Genomic DNA, 13,730 nt, shown 5'->3' on the forward strand with positions numbered 1-13,730 from the left:
GATATGGGAGAGAGCTTTTCATCTTAATTATCAGACAGCTGAAGAAAATGCTCCCATAGTCCATCACGGCCCGTGATACCGATGATGGTATAGGGATCGAACATCGCGAGGCTTGCCATTCTCTCGCCCTCGTTCGTCCCGCAGGATCGAAGATGAAATTCCCGCCCCTTTTTATCAAAGGGGCGGGAAAAGTGACGCATGCAGCACGACATCCTTCTTATCCATTGGTTACCGAGACAGCTCCGAGACGTTTAGTTACCTAGGCTCTGGACTTTCTCCTTCGCACTATCATAGGTATCGGAGGCCTTCTGCTTGATGCTATCGATACTGTTATCGTCTTCTGGCTGCATTTCACGCTGCTGATTGCTGTCGGCGGCGCCCTGCGTGCCGGTCGCGGCCCCCTGTCCTCCTTGCGCCGGCTGCCCCTCGTTCACGCCACCCTCTCCCAGATTTCCACTGGGCTGCTGGCTGGTCGAGCCATCCATGCCGTTCTGACCAGTCTGGGAGGGCGTGCCCGCAGGCGCCTGGGTCTGCTGCTCAGTGGGTGGCGCAGTCTGTGCCCCCTCTGCCGTCGTGGTGCTGGTCTGCGCAACGGCAGTGGAGGTGCCAGCAATGGCGACCAGCGAGGAGAAAAGCAAAACCGAGAACTGTTTCTTCATATCACCCTTCCTGAATTTCCCATTCAGGAACGAGCCTAGAACATAAGAGGTAATCCAATTAGCCATTAGCGTTACTTTTTTTATTCAATTAGTTATTTTCAGTCTTCACAGGCGACGCCTAGGCCAGGTCGTCGAAATTCAGCCTCTCGAGCAGGACTTCGGAAATACGCTCGTATACCAACGTAAGCTCGTCGTCCTCGACGCTTTTCTGGATGGACGTAGGATGCGCGCCCTTGCCATCTTCGAAGGCGACGAGGAACGCTTCATTCACCTTCCTGATCGTGATATCGATCAGGAGAAGCTCTTTCGGGTAGGCCTCGGGCGCCTCATCGATCGCGATCCTGAACATCACCAGGAGTTTGTCCTGATCACGCTGCAGCCCACCATTGCGATGGGAAATGAATTCCCCCCCTTCGTTGCGGCCTATCTCGACATAAGGAATACGCTCATCACCTAGTTGAAGGAACTGGCCAGAGACTCCCAGGTACCCCGCAAATCCTTGTTCCAGTTGAAAAGCCAAGTTTTCCATATCCTCCCAATGGCGGCGGAGGATGTCGTTTTTCTTCTTGTACGCTCTTCGCAAGTCATCCATGTCCGGCACAAAACGCTCCTGGGGTATCTCGGGTGATCGGATTGCGGCTTTCTAGGCATCCTAAGACGCAAACGACCGTGCGGCGATAGCGTAGGTTAAGGCGCGAGCGGCCATCCATGAGGATTGGACTTTGATCGCATGCGACAATTTGCGCCAAGGCGGCGGCTATCCACTCAGTTGCGGCTGGCATAAGGTGAAAAGACATCGCCTGGACAGAACCTGTAAGGATCGAAAAAGGCTATCACGCAGTCGACCAGTAGACTGGAGACGACCATGAGCTCGCTGAAGACACTGTTGTTCGCCACCGATTTCTCCTCCGGCGCCGCCAAGGCATCCGCGGCTGCGGTTACGCTCGCGCGGCTCTCCGGGGCCAGGTTGCATGTCATCCACGCCGCCATTCTGATCGAGAAGTTCCTCTACGGTGCCACCGACTTCGCCGTATCCGGCGCCGATGAAAGACGGATGAATGAAACGATCGTCAAGGAATCCGAGAAGGCATTGGAAGAGTTCGTCGCTCGCTACTTCAGATCCGCTGAAACCGGCGTGGTGGAGAACCTCGAAAGCCGGGTCATCAAAGCGAGCATGCCCCATGAAGCGATCATCGAGGAGGCCGAGCGAATCGGTGCCGACATCATCATATTGGGTACGCATGGGCGCAGCGGTCTGGAACGCGTACTGATGGGGTCGACGGCTGAGCGGGTGATGCGCAGCTCCCCCATCCCGGTGCTCACCTCGCGAGGATGAGCACCGGTGCCTGCATCCGGTACCGAGCGTCGGGAGAGTGGGTAGACTTTGGTCGCGATGCGGCAATTCGCTTCAGGATGCGATCTATCCACTACTGCGCAACTGAAATAATGTAGGAAAGCGTTTCTTTACATGCCTCGACGCATCCAAACGTTACCAACGCAATAATGGAGACGGTCATGAGCTCATTGAATACCCTACTATTCGCCACTGATTTCTCGAAAGGCTCGGCCAAGGCATCCTCGATCGCCACTACGCTCGCCCAGCTGTCCGGCGCCAAGCTGTACGTCATCCATGTCGCCAGCCTGGTCGACAGCACGATTTATTGGCAGGATCCCCTGCTGGCTTCCGGCGTGGATCCAGGCCAACTCAATGGAGAGATAGTCAAGGAGGCCGAGAAGAAGCTCAGCGAATTCGTTGCCATTAATTTCCAATCGGATGATGAAAATGGCCTGAAGGATGTCGAAAGCCGAGTGGTTTCCGGTGGTGTGGCTTACGAAATCATCATCGGTGAAGCCCAGCGGGTCGGCGCCGACATGATCATCCTGGGAACCCATGGGCGAAGCGGCCTGGAGCGTGTACTGGTCGGCTCGACGGCAGAGCGCGTGGTACGCAGCTCCCCCATTCCGGTGCTCACCTCCCGGGGATAGCCCGCGCCATGCCGCGACACCGGGGTCGATGGGAAAGCGTTACGAACGAGCGTATTCGCCGTCGCTCCGCTTTGGCTCTCCTCGAGCGTTCTCGCTACCCTGGCCTCATCTCATTCCCCTCGCATGCGTCGCCGCTGGCTAAGGAGAGAAGGTGAAGTGGGTCAAGAAACTACTGACCATCGGCAAGTCGACCTCGACGGACCGGCAAACCGCCCCATCCCCAGTGGATGTGGCGGCGCTGGCCAAAGAGGTATTGTCACAGGATTCGGCTTCCTTATCGGTTGCCGCGTCGTCGAAAAATGCCATGAACATCGATCTCGAGGCGCACAAACACGACCTGGATGCGATGAAGGCCGCGGCCATCGAAGAGAGCGCTCGCTATTGGCAATCAGTGTCCGGCCTTGAGCAAAGCGAGATTCCCCCCGCGGTAAAACCCGATGCCTTTCTCCGCGTTGCGATCCTGAGCCGCAAGGCCCGGAATTTCGATCAGGAAATCGCATTTTGCGAAAAGTGGGTCCAGATCGAGCAGGATTACCGGCATCGTGCGGCGACCTGCAAGGCTACGACCGACCGATACGTCAAGGACTACACCATCGGTCCCATACCCGAGAACATTCGCAAGAGATTAGCCCGGGCGAAGAAGCGGCTGGACAAGCGCTGAGGAAGCCCAACCCGCACTCTATTCCGAGCGCTGGACGCTGGATCCCATCTCAAGGTACTCGGAAACATCTCGAACCACGGCCCATGGGATATGGGCGTGGCACCAGGCATGACCGAGATGAGGCTGGCTCGGACCTTGGTCTAGTTGCCTTATTAGTAATACTTTTCAATCATCCCCGGGTCGCCCATCGCAGGGCTTCCTCCATCGCCATGCCAGCCTCGCGGGCGAGCGGGCATGGTGTGCGCATCTGACGGGGAGTCGAATGAAAAGAGCCCTACTGCTGATCGCACTGCTGATGATCCACGGCTGCGGCGGCGATGGCGAGGGCCAGCAACGGCCGCTCACTCTGATCGTGCCGACCGCACCGGGTGGCGGTACCGACACGGTCGCGCGGGTGCTGGCGACCCAGGCCGAGCCGGCGCTGGGCGCGCCGATCGGGGTCAAGAACCTACCCGGGGCGAGCAGTGCGATCGGCATGTTCCAGGGCGCCAACGCTCCGGCGGATGGCGAGACGCTCACCATGGTGGTCGCGGAGCTAGCGATCCTCAAGTCGCTGGGGCTGGCTGACATCGACCACCGCGGCTTCGCTCCGATCATGCTGGTCAATTACGACCCGGCGGCGATCACCGTGCGCCGGGACGCACCCTACGACACGATCAACGAGTTCCTCGACTATGCCAGGGAGCACCCGAATGCGCTGCTGATGGGCAATTCCGGCACCGGCTCGATCTGGCACGTCGCCGCCGAAACCTTCGGCCACGCCACCGACACCCGCTACACCCACGTGCCGTTCGAAGGTGCGGCGCCGGCGATCACCGCCCTGCTCGGCGGCCATATCGATGCCGTCAGCGTCAGTGCCGCCGAGGTGCTGCCCTACGTGAACAGCGGAGAATTCAAGATACTCGGGGTGATGGCCGCGCAGCGCATCGAGGCGCTGCCCGAGGCGCCTACCTTCACCGAAGCCGGTGTGGAGGTCCCTGAGTTCGGCACTTGGCGTGGCCTGGTGGCTCCGGCGGGCACCTCCCAGGAGCGGATAGACCAGTTGGCCGCAGCCTTCACCGAGGCTGCGCAATCCAACGAGTTCCAGGCGTTCATGGCCGGCCGCGGATTCGGCATCGAGATTCTGCCACCGGCCGGGTTCGCCACTTTCCTCGATGAGCAGGCTGCGTTCTTCGAACGCACCCTCTCCACCCTCGGCCTCGCCCCTTGAGCCCTACCCAGGAGCGCTCCATGAACGCACGCAATCTCACCTTGGGTACGATCGTCGTACTGGTCGCGACCGCCGCCTTCATCGCCACCTTCGGCTTTCGCGATCCAGGGATCGAGCGTACCGGTCCAGCCTTCCTGCCACGCCTCTATACCGGCGCACTGATCCTGCTGGGCCTCGCTCTGGCACTGAGCCGAAGACCCTCCACCGACGCCGGCGGCGCGCCCGCCAGGAGCCTGGTCGGCATGGCGATCGTCGCGGTCTACGTCGCCGCGCTTCCTTGGCTGGGCTTCGTGCTCTCCACCTTGTTGCTCGCGCCATCGATGCTCGCCTACGTCGGCATGCGCAGCCCCTGGGTGCTGATCCTGCTGCCGCTGGGGCTGGTTGGCTTCATCCAGCTGTTCTTCACCGTATTGCTCGGAATCGAAGTGCTTCCTGGCCAGCTTTGGCAATGAGCCAGGCGAACCACTGCGCGAGGAGTCAAAGATGCTAGAGATGTTGGGGCAAGGGCTGGTGCTGGCGATGCAGTGGCAAGTACTGCTGTTCCTGCTGCTCGGCGTAGTGGTCGGGATCATCGTAGGCTCCCTGCCCGGGCTGACGTCCACCATGGGGGTGGCATTGCTGCTGCCGCTGACCTTCGCGATGGAAGCGGCCACCGGCATCTTGTTCCTGATCGGGGTGTATTTCGGTTCGATGTACGGCGGCTCGGTCACCGCGATCCTGATCAATACACCAGGCTCACCGGCGGCCGCGGCGACGGTACTGGATGGCTACCCCATGACCCGCAAGGGCGAGGCCTACAAAGCGCTGCAGATCTCCACCTTGTGCTCCTCCATTGGCGGCTTCATCAGCGTGCTGGTACTGATCCTGGTCGCGCCCCAGCTGGCCGCCTTCGCTCTGCGCTTCAGCGCCCCGGAAACCTTCGCCCTGGCGCTGTTCGGCCTGTCCATCATCTCGACGCTGTCGAGCGGCTCGATGGTCAAGGGGCTGATTTCCGGGTTCGCCGGACTGCTGCTCGCCACCATAGGTCTCGACCCGATCAGCGGTATCACCCGCTTCAGCGGAGACAGTTTGCATCTGCTCGGCGGCATCAGCTTCATCGCCGTGATGATCGGACTGTTCGCGATGTCGGAAGTGTTTCGGATGATGGAAGGATCGAGCGCGGTACGCGCGGCCACCGGCCAGATGGTGAAGAGCGTGAAAGACAAGGCCGGTCTCAGCTGGAAGGAGTTCAAGTCGCTGATCGTGACGCTCTTGCGTTCGACCGGGATCGGCACCGGAATCGGGATGATTCCCGGTGCGGGTGCGGATGTCGCCGCCTTCGTCGCCTACAACGAAGCCAAACGCTTCGACAAGGACCCCGAGAGCTTCGGCAAGGGCTCGCTCAAGGGCGTCGCCGCCCCTGAGGCCGCCAACAACAGTCTCACCGGCGGTGCGATGGTGCCGCTGCTGACCCTCGGCATCCCCGGCGACGCGGTCACCGCGGTGCTGCTCGGGGCGCTGCTGGTGCAAGGTCTTCAGCCCGGGCCGATGCTGTTCGAGAACAACGGCCCGCTGGTCTACACCTTGTTCATCGGCATGCTGCTGGCCAATGTATTGATCTTCGTCATCGGCTGGAGCTGCATCAGGCTGTTCACCCGGATCCTGAGCGTGCCGATCGGCCTGATGATCCCGGTGATTCTGGTGCTCTGCGTGGTTGGCGCCTACGCGCTCAACAACCAGTTCTTCGATGTGATCGTGATGCTCCTAGCAGGCATGCTCGGCTATGCGATGAAGCGCTACGATTTCCCGGTCGCCCCGCTGGTGCTGGGAATGATCCTTGGGCCGATGATGGAGAGCAACCTGAGGCGCGCACTGATCATGTCCCAGGGCAGTCTGGATATCTTCTACACCCGCCCGGTCACCGCCGTACTGCTGCTGCTGGCGCTTGCGACCCTGCTCTCGCCGCTGTTCAGGTGGCTCAGAACGCGACGCCGATGATCGCGGGCCGCGGTCATGGGCTACCAACTAAAGGAATCGTCGGACGGATCCCGCCGCATCCACCATGTTCACGAGCGCCGCTTCGGTTTCCGGCCAGCCGCGGGTCTTCAGTCCGCAGTCGGGGTTGACCCAAAGCCGCTCGACCGGCAGCACCGCCGCCGCCTTCTCGAGCAGCTCGACCATCTCCTCTACGCTCGGCACGCGCGGCGAGTGGATGTCGTAGACGCCGGGTCCGATCTGATTGGGGTACTCGAACGCCTCGAAGGCGCGCAGCAGCTCCATCTGCGAACGGGAAGTCTCGATAGTGATCACGTCGGCGTCCATCGCCGCGATCGCTTCGATGATCTGGTTGAACTCGCTGTAGCACATGTGGGTGTGGATCTACGTCGAGTCCTTCACTCCGCTGCTGGCGATCCGGAAAGCCTCGACCGCCCAGTCGAGGTAATGCCGCATCCGACTCGGCGTCGAGGCGCTGCGGGTACTCGTGTCCAGAGCCCTTCCGAGAGGATCGGCGATCGCAAAGAAAAAACCGCCCCGTAGGAGGGCGGTCTAGGTGATACGACTGCTTCATCGGCATCCTTGCCGCATCGTCGATTTCTCGAGACGATTCAAGCTTGAAAACGATGAGGCGAAGGGGATTCCCTTTCCACGGTATGCTCGTTGGCCTGAACCAGATTCCCTGGCATCGTCCTTGATGCCCTTTCAGCATCCTTCGCCTCATCTGTAACCACTGTAAGAGGCCGGTCATCGAGTTGTATAGATTGAAACTGGTGTAAAGCGCTACCGGACACGGCCTTTATCGTCAAAAATGATCTATTAATCCAATCATTAGGTTTTCTTATCAAGATCAAGTGGCCCGGGCGCTCCAGCGGTGGTCGAGCCAATCGCCGAGCAATCGACGATGGATGCGATCTAATGCTTGAAATGCGCTCCAAAGGTGCCTAACGTCGAGCGCTTCAAAGTTTCGAACCGGCGGCTCCCGATGCTTCTACCCTCGCTCGTCGCCCTCCTGGTCCTTGCCTATCTGTTCACCGGGCTGCTGCACGCCTCGGCCTGGACCTTCGCTGGCCACGTTCAGCGGGCTGCGCGCTGGGAGTTCTGTACGGTGGTGCTATGCTGGCCCGCCTACCGGCTCCAGCACTCGGTGTCGCTGCGTGCGCACCAGTACACCTGCGAATACGTCCGCCATTCCGGAGACCCGCGCAAGGTCTATTCGATCGCAACGATCGCCAGGTCGCTGCCGGAGGCCCGGGGCAAGAGCATTCAGCTATTGAGACAGCGGTATGGGGACGACTTCGGAATCATTGGCGTGGTCAGGTCCTGCGCGACCGAATAGCAGCGCTGCAGCCGCGGCCGATAGGCCTCGCGACCGAGTCGAAGCACGCAGCGAGCTTCGATACCCTGAGGCGGTCGCCCGCTGCGAGGTTAGCGACGGCGCTATCGCTGCCCCTGCTCGTCGTCGTCTTCGAAGTCCAGCCGTTTGATGTTGGCCTCGATGCCCTCTTCGTCGGCATCGGTGGTTTCTGTTCGCTGCTCGAGGTAGCGCTCTTTTTCCTCCAGTGCGCGTTCGTCTTCGTCCAACCCACGCTCCTGCACGAGCTCGACGTAATCGTCGAACTCGTCGGGGAGATCGGACGCATGCTCGCTGCTGGCATTGCCATCGGACCTGTCCGGATCGAGCGCCTCGATATCCCTTGCGCTCGCATCTACGTGAGCATCGACACCTTCGTCTTCATCTTCGTCTCGGCCTCGACTCGGGCGACCACGCCTGTCATCCATGATTCGGCTCCTCGTTTTTCGCACCTGTAAGGAACATCCGCCTGACGATCGACCATGCCGCGCGGCTATTCCAATGACTCGTCTTCGTAGCGTCGCTTCGCCTCGAGTGCCTCTTCCATCGATGGATGCTCGCTCAGAAGCAGGCCGGCATCGGGGACGACGCCACGCAGCTCGAAGCTCACCACTCCCTGCGATGAGTCGCCCTTCTTCACTTCGACGACTTCTGCCTCACGTGGATAACCGGGATTGTCTGGCATGATAGAGCTCCTTTCATCTGGGTTCTGCGGCTTCCGATACCTCTCAGAGAGGAGTATAGACACTGGTGCGAATGTCGCAGAAAGGGTACGACCGATACCCTATGGACAGCCTCAAAAACTTGGTTCTTGATGAAAAGAGTCGGACGAGTTCGTCCATATCACTGCTTGGGCGAAATAGATGTTCTTGTTGTTCGACAGATTGATCACCGGCGAGCCGTGCAGTTTGTATCCGTCACGCAGGGCCTGGCTGACTTTGCGGTTCAATTCATCTTTGTTGATCGAGGTGAGAAGCATGTAATCGAGCCTCTGCTCATTCGATCTCTCGGAATCGCTAGCCATTTCTCTACTCCTGGAAAAAAATGGGTGGCTGGGTTATTTCGCAAGCGGGAGGCTCGGTCGAGCCTCGTTTGCAGCCGTGACGAGTGTGCAAGCAACAAGGAAAATCACCGATTTCATCTCCACCAGCTGTTAACCTAGTAGTCTACGCCAAGGCGTCAGGGGCTGCTCTGCCCTTCGCCCTCCGCTCTCGCCCTTTCTGACCAGATGATGACATGGACGATATGCGAAATTCGAAGAAGATCGATTATTCCAATTCCAAATCCGACCGACATGCGCCGCATTCCGCGCTCGACAACGCTTCCATCATCTCTGCCTACCGGCGCTGGGCCGGGGTTTATGACCGGGTCTTCGGCGGCGTCTCAGGCCCTGGCCGGCGCCGCGCGGTCGAGGCAGTCAATGCCCTCCCTGGCAAGCGGGTGCTCGAGGTGGGCGTGGGTACCGGCCTCGCCCTTCCCCACTACGCGCAAAACAAGCGCATCACCGGTATCGATCTCTCTCCTGAAATGCTCGCCAAGGCTCGCGCACGGGTCGCCGAGCATGGGATCGCCAATGTCGACGCGCTGCTCGAGCTCAACGCCGAGGAGACCGGCTTCGACTCGGGTTCGTTCGACATCGCCGTCGCGATGTTCGTCGCGTCCGTGGTGCCCAATCCGCATCGACTGATCAGCGAGATGCGCAGAGTGGTCAAACCCGGTGGTTGGCTCTTGATGGTCAACCATTTCCAGGCCGAGAAAGGTGCGCGGTTGCTGGCCGAGAGAGCGCTTGCGCCAGCGTCGCGCAAGCTGGGTTGGCACCCGGACTTCGCGATGGAGTCGATCCTCTCGGAGGAGGATCTGCGCACGGCGACCCGCACGCCGATTCCGCCGTTCGGCCTTTTCACCCTGGTTCAACTGCCCAACGACTGACGCTAGGACATAGGCGCCCCGCCGGATGGCGGGCGTCGCATGTCGACGTGGGGGATTCCATCCTCGAGATAGGTCTCCCCCTGTGCTACGAAGCCGTGGGCGGCATAGAACCCTTGCAGATGCGCCTGGGCCGAGAGCTTGATCACTCTCCCCGGCCAGCGCTCGGCCATCTCCTCCACCGCGCGGGCGATCAGTCCATGCCCTTGGCCATTGCCCCGCGCCGCCCGAGCGCAGACGACGCGGCCGATCGCTACTTCTCCACTGGCGCCGCTATCTTCCCGTGGGCCTAGCAGGCGGGCGTAGCGCACCAGCTCGCCATGCTGGTCGAATCCCATCAGGTGCAGTGTATCCGGCTCGGTGTCACGTCCATCGAGATCGAGAAAGGCGCAGGCCTGCTCGACGACGAATACCTCGGCGCGCAGCCGCAGCAGCGCGTAGAGCCACTCGGTAGTCAACCCGTCGAAAGACGACACCCGCCACGGCGCATGACTCATCCCATTCATCCTCTTGCTGGTTCGTCGCTAGAGCCAAAAACAGCGATGCCCCGCCTCGGCGGGGCATCGTCACGACGAGACTATCTGTCGCGCTACCAGCTGATCGCGCTCTGCAGCTGCTCGGGGCTGAGCAGTCTCGCGGCGAACTGCTGCCCATCGGTGGATGCCGGAGGATAGGGATTGGCGCCGCGCTGATAGGCGGTAAGCACCTTGTCTTCCTTGGTCCCCAGCACGATCGGCTGGACGAAGTCCCCGCCCACTTCGGTGACCAGCTTCTCAAGCTGGTCGCGACTGTATACCGCAAGCACCAGCAGCGGCTCGGGTTGGGCATTCGCCTGCTGCGGCTGGTAATTGAACACCACCACGTTCTCGGCCGGCAACGGCTTGCCGTTCCATTCCAGGGTATCCTCCGGCTGGACCTGGGTGCCCCAGCTCTTCGGATAGGTCAGGGTATAGCCGACCGAAGTGTTCTCGTAGGCCGCGGGCTCGATCTGTCCAATCGCCTGCGCGTTCGGATCCTGCACTTCGGGCGTACTGGAGCAGCCTGAGAGCACAGCGAGGGAGCCTGCCATCGCGGCGGCGAGAATCGTTTTGGTTGGTTTGAGCATCACATCCTCCTGCGTGATCCGTGGTCTCCACGGTTATGATGGCGCCACATTCCAGCAGCGTTTCAATACCTAAGCCAATATAGACAACTATTTCGATTCTCACCGACTCGCGTCGATTTCGTCCCAACGATCCTCCATTACCACCTCGTCCAGCGACCGACGGCGGTCCCACCCCTCGAGCTCGAGCATCGGCCCGGGATAGAAGCGCTCGACATGGCCAAGACAGAGGATCGCGATCGGCTCGACTCCCGCAGGCGCCTGGATCAGGTCACGCACAGCGTCCGGTTCGAACAGCGATACCCAGCCCATGCCGAGCCCCTCCGCGCGCGCGGCAAGCCAGAGGTTCTGGATCGCGCAGCTGGCAGACGCGAGATCCATCTGTGGCAGCGTGCGCCGGCCGAACACGTAGCGCTCGCGATCAGCGCCGAGCGCGACCACCAGCACCTCGGCGCACTCTCTGATACCTTCGACCTTGAGCCGCATGAACTCGGCGCCGCGTTCGCCAAGCGCCTCGGCAGTCGCCTCGCGCTCGCGGTCGACCAGCGCGGCGAGCGCGGCACGGCGCGCGCCATCGCGAATCCGCACGAACCGCCAAGGCTGCATGTAGCCGACGCTGGGCGCGAGGTGAGCCGCGTTGATCAACCGTGCCAGCAGCGCTTCATCGATCGGTTTGGAAAGGAAATGACGCATATCGCGCCGCTCCTCGATCGCTCTGTAGACCCCGCGACGTTCGGCTGGATCGAAACCGGACTCCATCGGCATTCTCCTGGTGGTTAAGCTCCGGCGAGCAGCAGCGCGGCGCTGAGCAGCACCAGCCAAAAGACCAGCGCGCGATCGATCAGACGGCACGCACGCAGGATGTCGGCGGCCTTGGCGGGGCGCCCCTGGCCAAGCTCGCCGCGTTGCTGGAGCACGCCATGATAGCGGCTCGGCCCACCGAGACGCAGCTCGAGCGCACCGGCACCGGCAGCCATCACCGGCCCCGCGTTCGGGCTCTTCCAGCGGCGCCCCTGGCGCCAGGCGCAGGCGAGGGCGAGCCGCGCGGCCCTCGCACTGCCGCTCGCACAGGCATAGGCGAATACCGTCAGACGCGCCGGGATCCAGTTGAGCAGGTCGTCGATACGCGCCGCGGCCCAGCCGAACCGCCGATAGCGAGGGTTCTTGTAGCCCCACATCGCATCCAGGGTATTGGCGCAGCGATACAGCACCACGCCCGGCAGCCCCAGCACGGCGAACCAGAAAAGCGCGGCGTAGATCGCATCGCTGCCGTTCTCGAGCACCGACTCGGTGGCCGCGGTAGCGATGCCGGTCTCGTCGAGTTCGGCGGTGTCACGACTGACGATCATCGCAAGCGCCCCACGCGCCTGGTCGAGTTCGCCATGGCGCAGCGGCTCGGCCACTTGGCCTGCATGTTCGATCAGGCTGTGCCAGCCGATCGACAGGTAGACCACCAGCGCCGCCACCAGCACATAGAGCAGCGTCCCCTCCAGCGCAGCCTGGAGCACTACCGCCAGCGCCACAGGGCCCGCTACCACCGCGACCCAGGCCAGCAGGCCCCTGGCGCGCGCATGGCGCTCGCCATGCGCGCGTGCCTCGATCAGGCCGACCCAACGCCCCAGGCCAATCAGCGGGTGCCAGCGCCGCGTCTCGCCGCACAAACGGTCGAGCAGACAACCTAGCAGCAGCGCCGCCAGCGCGGTCACGGCCCCTCCTCCACGCCTTGGGGAGCGCCGAAGTGCTCGAGCCTGACCCACTGTCGATGGGGGCACGCATGATCCACGCCGACCCGGAAGCGCACGAGCCCGGCGTAATCGAGTCCCAGCGTCGCCAGCCGGGCGGCGTCGAGTCCGGGCAGCCCGAGGTGCGCCACAAGCCACCCCTTGATCACCCCAGCATGGGTGATCACCATCACCCGCTCGCAGGGCGGAGAAACCAAGCGCTGCCAAGCACGCTCGATGCGGCTGCGAAACGCGGACACCGGTTCCCCTCCCGGCGGCGGCGAAGCCTCGGGGTCGGCCCAGAACGCGGCCAGCTCCTTGGGATGTTCGCGGGCGAGGCGCTCGAGCGGCACCCCGTCCCAGGCGCCGAAGTCGATCTCCTCGAGCTCCTGGTCGATTTCCAGCGGCAGCGCCCAGCGCTGCGACAGCCGCTCGGCGCTCTCGCGGCAGCGCTCCAGCGGTGAGCTCACCAGACGATCGGGTGGCCGCAAGCGAAGCGCCGCCCGCTCGAACTCGACCCGCCCCTGCGGGCTGAGCGCCACATCGGTGCGACCGCGCAGACTCGAAGCCCCCTCGCAGGCGCCGTGTCTCAGGCAGTCGATCACCATCTCGCGGCTATGCATCCGGGCACCCCTTGAGGCACTGCGGCAGCCCCGCCACCACCCACCAGACGCGCTCCGCCCGCTCGGCGATCCGCTGGTGGAGGAGACCGCTCAGGTCAGCGAATCGACGCGCCAGCGCGTTCATCGGCACGCCCCCTTGACCGACCTCGTTGGATACCACCAGGATTCGGCCAGGCGCACCGGCGAGCGACGCGACCAGCGCGGCGCTGCGCTCCTCGAGCTGCTCCGGCGCCGCCAACAGTTGGTTACCGACCCAGAGAGTGAGGCAATCGACCAGCAGCAGCCGGGTCTCGCTCGCTTCGCGCTCGATCGTCTCGGCCAGCGCCAGCGGGGCCTCGTGCAGCCGCCAGCCGTACGGGCGACGGCTGCGATGCTCTGCGATACGCGCACGCATCTCGTCGTCCCCCGCCTGCGCGGTGGCGATGTAGTGGACTTCCAGTCCACTCGAGGCGGCCAGCCGCTCCGCGTGCAGGCTCTTGCCGGAGCGCATCCCGCCGAGCACCAGTTCGAGCAT

General features: G+C 62.4%; 19 protein-coding genes and 1 pseudogene. 8 read left to right on the forward strand and 12 right to left on the reverse strand.

Features of this window, described 5'->3' with window-relative positions:
• Positions 1 to 251: 251 nt before the first annotated feature.
• Both Q376_RS0103980 and Q376_RS0103985 read right to left on the reverse strand, forming a co-directional pair.
• Entirely contained in the window at positions 252 to 659 is a 408-nt protein-coding gene (locus tag Q376_RS0103980; protein WP_027349212.1) for a hypothetical protein, read from the reverse strand.
• Between the two features lie 118 nt (positions 660 to 777).
• A complete protein-coding gene (locus Q376_RS0103985; protein WP_027349213.1) occupies positions 778 to 1,260 on the reverse strand; it encodes a hypothetical protein in 483 nt (160 codons plus the stop codon).
• A 264-nt stretch (positions 1,261 to 1,524) separates the two neighbouring features.
• Here Q376_RS0103985 and Q376_RS0103990 point away from each other — a divergent pair, with 264 nt between their 5' ends.
• The 6 genes from Q376_RS0103990 (at position 1,525) to Q376_RS0104015 (ending at position 6,493) form a co-directional block, all read left to right on the forward strand.
• A complete protein-coding gene (locus Q376_RS0103990; RefSeq protein ID WP_027349214.1) occupies positions 1,525 to 1,995 on the forward strand; it encodes a universal stress protein in 471 nt (156 codons plus the stop codon).
• A gap of 179 nt (positions 1,996 to 2,174) precedes the next feature.
• The gene (locus Q376_RS0103995) at positions 2,175 to 2,645 is read left to right on the forward strand and encodes a universal stress protein (protein ID WP_027349215.1); all 471 of its coding nucleotides are present in this window, start codon (positions 2,175 to 2,177) and stop codon (positions 2,643 to 2,645) included.
• Between the two features lie 151 nt (positions 2,646 to 2,796).
• Positions 2,797 to 3,306, forward strand: a complete 510-nt coding sequence (locus tag Q376_RS21360) for a hypothetical protein (RefSeq protein ID WP_027349216.1) — start codon at positions 2,797 to 2,799, stop codon at positions 3,304 to 3,306.
• A 262-nt stretch (positions 3,307 to 3,568) separates the two neighbouring features.
• The gene (locus tag Q376_RS21365) at positions 3,569 to 4,516 is read left to right on the forward strand and encodes a tripartite tricarboxylate transporter substrate binding protein (RefSeq protein ID WP_052364934.1); all 948 of its coding nucleotides are present in this window, start codon (positions 3,569 to 3,571) and stop codon (positions 4,514 to 4,516) included.
• Between the two features lie 20 nt (positions 4,517 to 4,536).
• On the forward strand, positions 4,537 to 4,968 hold the full coding sequence (locus Q376_RS21370) for a tripartite tricarboxylate transporter TctB family protein (RefSeq protein WP_052364935.1): 432 nt from the start codon (positions 4,537 to 4,539) through the stop codon (positions 4,966 to 4,968).
• A 31-nt stretch (positions 4,969 to 4,999) separates the two neighbouring features.
• Complete coding sequence (locus Q376_RS0104015) at positions 5,000 to 6,493, forward strand: tripartite tricarboxylate transporter permease (RefSeq protein WP_027349217.1); 1,494 nt, start codon at positions 5,000 to 5,002, stop codon at positions 6,491 to 6,493.
• Between the two features lie 27 nt (positions 6,494 to 6,520).
• Here Q376_RS0104015 and Q376_RS0104020 read toward each other — a convergent pair.
• Positions 6,521 to 6,937, reverse strand: a pseudogene (locus Q376_RS0104020) (5-methyltetrahydropteroyltriglutamate--homocysteine S-methyltransferase); the annotation flags it as partial.
• Between the two features lie 538 nt (positions 6,938 to 7,475).
• Between Q376_RS0104020 and Q376_RS0104025 the strand changes: the two are divergent.
• On the forward strand, positions 7,476 to 7,829 hold the full coding sequence (locus Q376_RS0104025; protein WP_027349219.1) for a hypothetical protein: 354 nt from the start codon (positions 7,476 to 7,478) through the stop codon (positions 7,827 to 7,829).
• A gap of 101 nt (positions 7,830 to 7,930) precedes the next feature.
• Here the strand turns inward: Q376_RS0104025 and Q376_RS0104030 are convergent, their stop codons facing one another.
• From Q376_RS0104030 to Q376_RS21375, 3 genes are all read right to left on the reverse strand, one after another.
• Entirely contained in the window at positions 7,931 to 8,272 is a 342-nt protein-coding gene (locus tag Q376_RS0104030) for a hypothetical protein (protein WP_027349220.1), read from the reverse strand.
• A gap of 65 nt (positions 8,273 to 8,337) precedes the next feature.
• Entirely contained in the window at positions 8,338 to 8,529 is a 192-nt protein-coding gene (locus Q376_RS0104035) for a YaiA family protein (protein WP_027349221.1), read from the reverse strand.
• A gap of 111 nt (positions 8,530 to 8,640) precedes the next feature.
• Positions 8,641 to 8,868 (reverse strand): DUF1737 domain-containing protein, encoded by a 228-nt coding sequence (locus tag Q376_RS21375; RefSeq protein ID WP_043446129.1) that lies wholly within the window; start codon positions 8,866 to 8,868, stop codon positions 8,641 to 8,643.
• Between the two features lie 212 nt (positions 8,869 to 9,080).
• On the opposite strand from Q376_RS21375, the gene Q376_RS0104045 reads away from it, so the two are divergent.
• A complete protein-coding gene (locus tag Q376_RS0104045; protein WP_043446132.1) occupies positions 9,081 to 9,773 on the forward strand; it encodes a class I SAM-dependent methyltransferase in 693 nt (230 codons plus the stop codon).
• Positions 9,774 to 9,775: 2 nt separating this feature from the next.
• Here Q376_RS0104045 and Q376_RS0104050 read toward each other — a convergent pair whose 3' ends face one another.
• The 6 genes from Q376_RS0104050 to cobU all read right to left on the reverse strand — a co-directional run bounded on the left by Q376_RS0104050 (position 9,776) and on the right by cobU (position 13,730).
• On the reverse strand, positions 9,776 to 10,267 hold the full coding sequence (locus tag Q376_RS0104050) for a GNAT family N-acetyltransferase (protein WP_052364936.1): 492 nt from the start codon (positions 10,265 to 10,267) through the stop codon (positions 9,776 to 9,778).
• Between the two features lie 92 nt (positions 10,268 to 10,359).
• A complete protein-coding gene (locus tag Q376_RS0104055) occupies positions 10,360 to 10,875 on the reverse strand; it encodes a hypothetical protein (protein WP_027349224.1) in 516 nt (171 codons plus the stop codon).
• A gap of 99 nt (positions 10,876 to 10,974) precedes the next feature.
• Positions 10,975 to 11,631, reverse strand: a complete 657-nt coding sequence (gene bluB / locus Q376_RS0104060) for a 5,6-dimethylbenzimidazole synthase (RefSeq protein ID WP_027349225.1) — start codon at positions 11,629 to 11,631, stop codon at positions 10,975 to 10,977.
• 17 nt (positions 11,632 to 11,648) lie between these two features.
• Positions 11,649 to 12,578, reverse strand: a complete 930-nt coding sequence (gene cbiB, locus Q376_RS0104065; protein WP_027349226.1) for an adenosylcobinamide-phosphate synthase CbiB — start codon at positions 12,576 to 12,578, stop codon at positions 11,649 to 11,651.
• Complete coding sequence (locus Q376_RS21380) at positions 12,575 to 13,216, reverse strand: histidine phosphatase family protein (protein ID WP_052364937.1); 642 nt, start codon at positions 13,214 to 13,216, stop codon at positions 12,575 to 12,577. Before Q376_RS21380 ends, cbiB begins: the two co-directional genes overlap by 4 nt.
• Entirely contained in the window at positions 13,209 to 13,730 is a 522-nt protein-coding gene (cobU, locus tag Q376_RS0104075; protein ID WP_027349227.1) for a bifunctional adenosylcobinamide kinase/adenosylcobinamide-phosphate guanylyltransferase, read from the reverse strand. The genes Q376_RS21380 and cobU overlap by 8 nt, the downstream gene beginning before the upstream one ends.

Origin of the sequence: Halotalea alkalilenta DSM 17697 (genome assembly GCF_000621205.1) — a bacterium.
Taxonomy (GTDB): domain Bacteria; phylum Pseudomonadota; class Gammaproteobacteria; order Pseudomonadales; family Halomonadaceae; genus Halotalea; species Halotalea alkalilenta.

Excerpts from the sequence above, each read along its gene's own strand:
- Q376_RS0103980 (WP_027349212.1), bottom strand. The coding sequence starts at position 659 with ATGAAGAAACAGTTCTCGGTTTTGCTTTTCTCCTCGCTGGTCGCCATT.
- Q376_RS0103990 (WP_027349214.1), top strand. The coding sequence starts at position 1,525 with ATGAGCTCGCTGAAGACACTGTTGTTCGCCACCGATTTCTCCTCCGGC.
- Q376_RS0103995 (WP_027349215.1), top strand. The coding sequence starts at position 2,175 with ATGAGCTCATTGAATACCCTACTATTCGCCACTGATTTCTCGAAAGGC.
- Q376_RS21365 (WP_052364934.1), top strand. The coding sequence starts at position 3,569 with ATGAAAAGAGCCCTACTGCTGATCGCACTGCTGATGATCCACGGCTGC.
- Q376_RS21370 (WP_052364935.1), top strand. The coding sequence starts at position 4,537 with ATGAACGCACGCAATCTCACCTTGGGTACGATCGTCGTACTGGTCGCG.
- Q376_RS0104015 (WP_027349217.1), top strand. The coding sequence starts at position 5,000 with ATGCTAGAGATGTTGGGGCAAGGGCTGGTGCTGGCGATGCAGTGGCAA.
- Q376_RS0104025 (WP_027349219.1), top strand. The coding sequence starts at position 7,476 with ATGCTTCTACCCTCGCTCGTCGCCCTCCTGGTCCTTGCCTATCTGTTC.
- Q376_RS0104030 (WP_027349220.1), bottom strand. The coding sequence starts at position 8,272 with ATGGATGACAGGCGTGGTCGCCCGAGTCGAGGCCGAGACGAAGATGAA.
- Q376_RS0104035 (WP_027349221.1), bottom strand. The coding sequence starts at position 8,529 with ATGCCAGACAATCCCGGTTATCCACGTGAGGCAGAAGTCGTCGAAGTG.
- Q376_RS21375 (WP_043446129.1), bottom strand. The coding sequence starts at position 8,868 with ATGGCTAGCGATTCCGAGAGATCGAATGAGCAGAGGCTCGATTACATG.
- Q376_RS0104045 (WP_043446132.1), top strand. The coding sequence starts at position 9,081 with ATGGACGATATGCGAAATTCGAAGAAGATCGATTATTCCAATTCCAAA.
- Q376_RS0104050 (WP_052364936.1), bottom strand. The coding sequence starts at position 10,267 with ATGAGTCATGCGCCGTGGCGGGTGTCGTCTTTCGACGGGTTGACTACC.
- Q376_RS0104055 (WP_027349224.1), bottom strand. The coding sequence starts at position 10,875 with ATGCTCAAACCAACCAAAACGATTCTCGCCGCCGCGATGGCAGGCTCC.
- bluB (WP_027349225.1), bottom strand. The coding sequence starts at position 11,631 with ATGGAGTCCGGTTTCGATCCAGCCGAACGTCGCGGGGTCTACAGAGCG.
- Q376_RS21380 (WP_052364937.1), bottom strand. The coding sequence starts at position 13,216 with ATGCATAGCCGCGAGATGGTGATCGACTGCCTGAGACACGGCGCCTGC.
- cobU (WP_027349227.1), bottom strand. The coding sequence starts at position 13,730 with ATGCTCGAACTGGTGCTCGGCGGGATGCGCTCCGGCAAGAGCCTGCAC.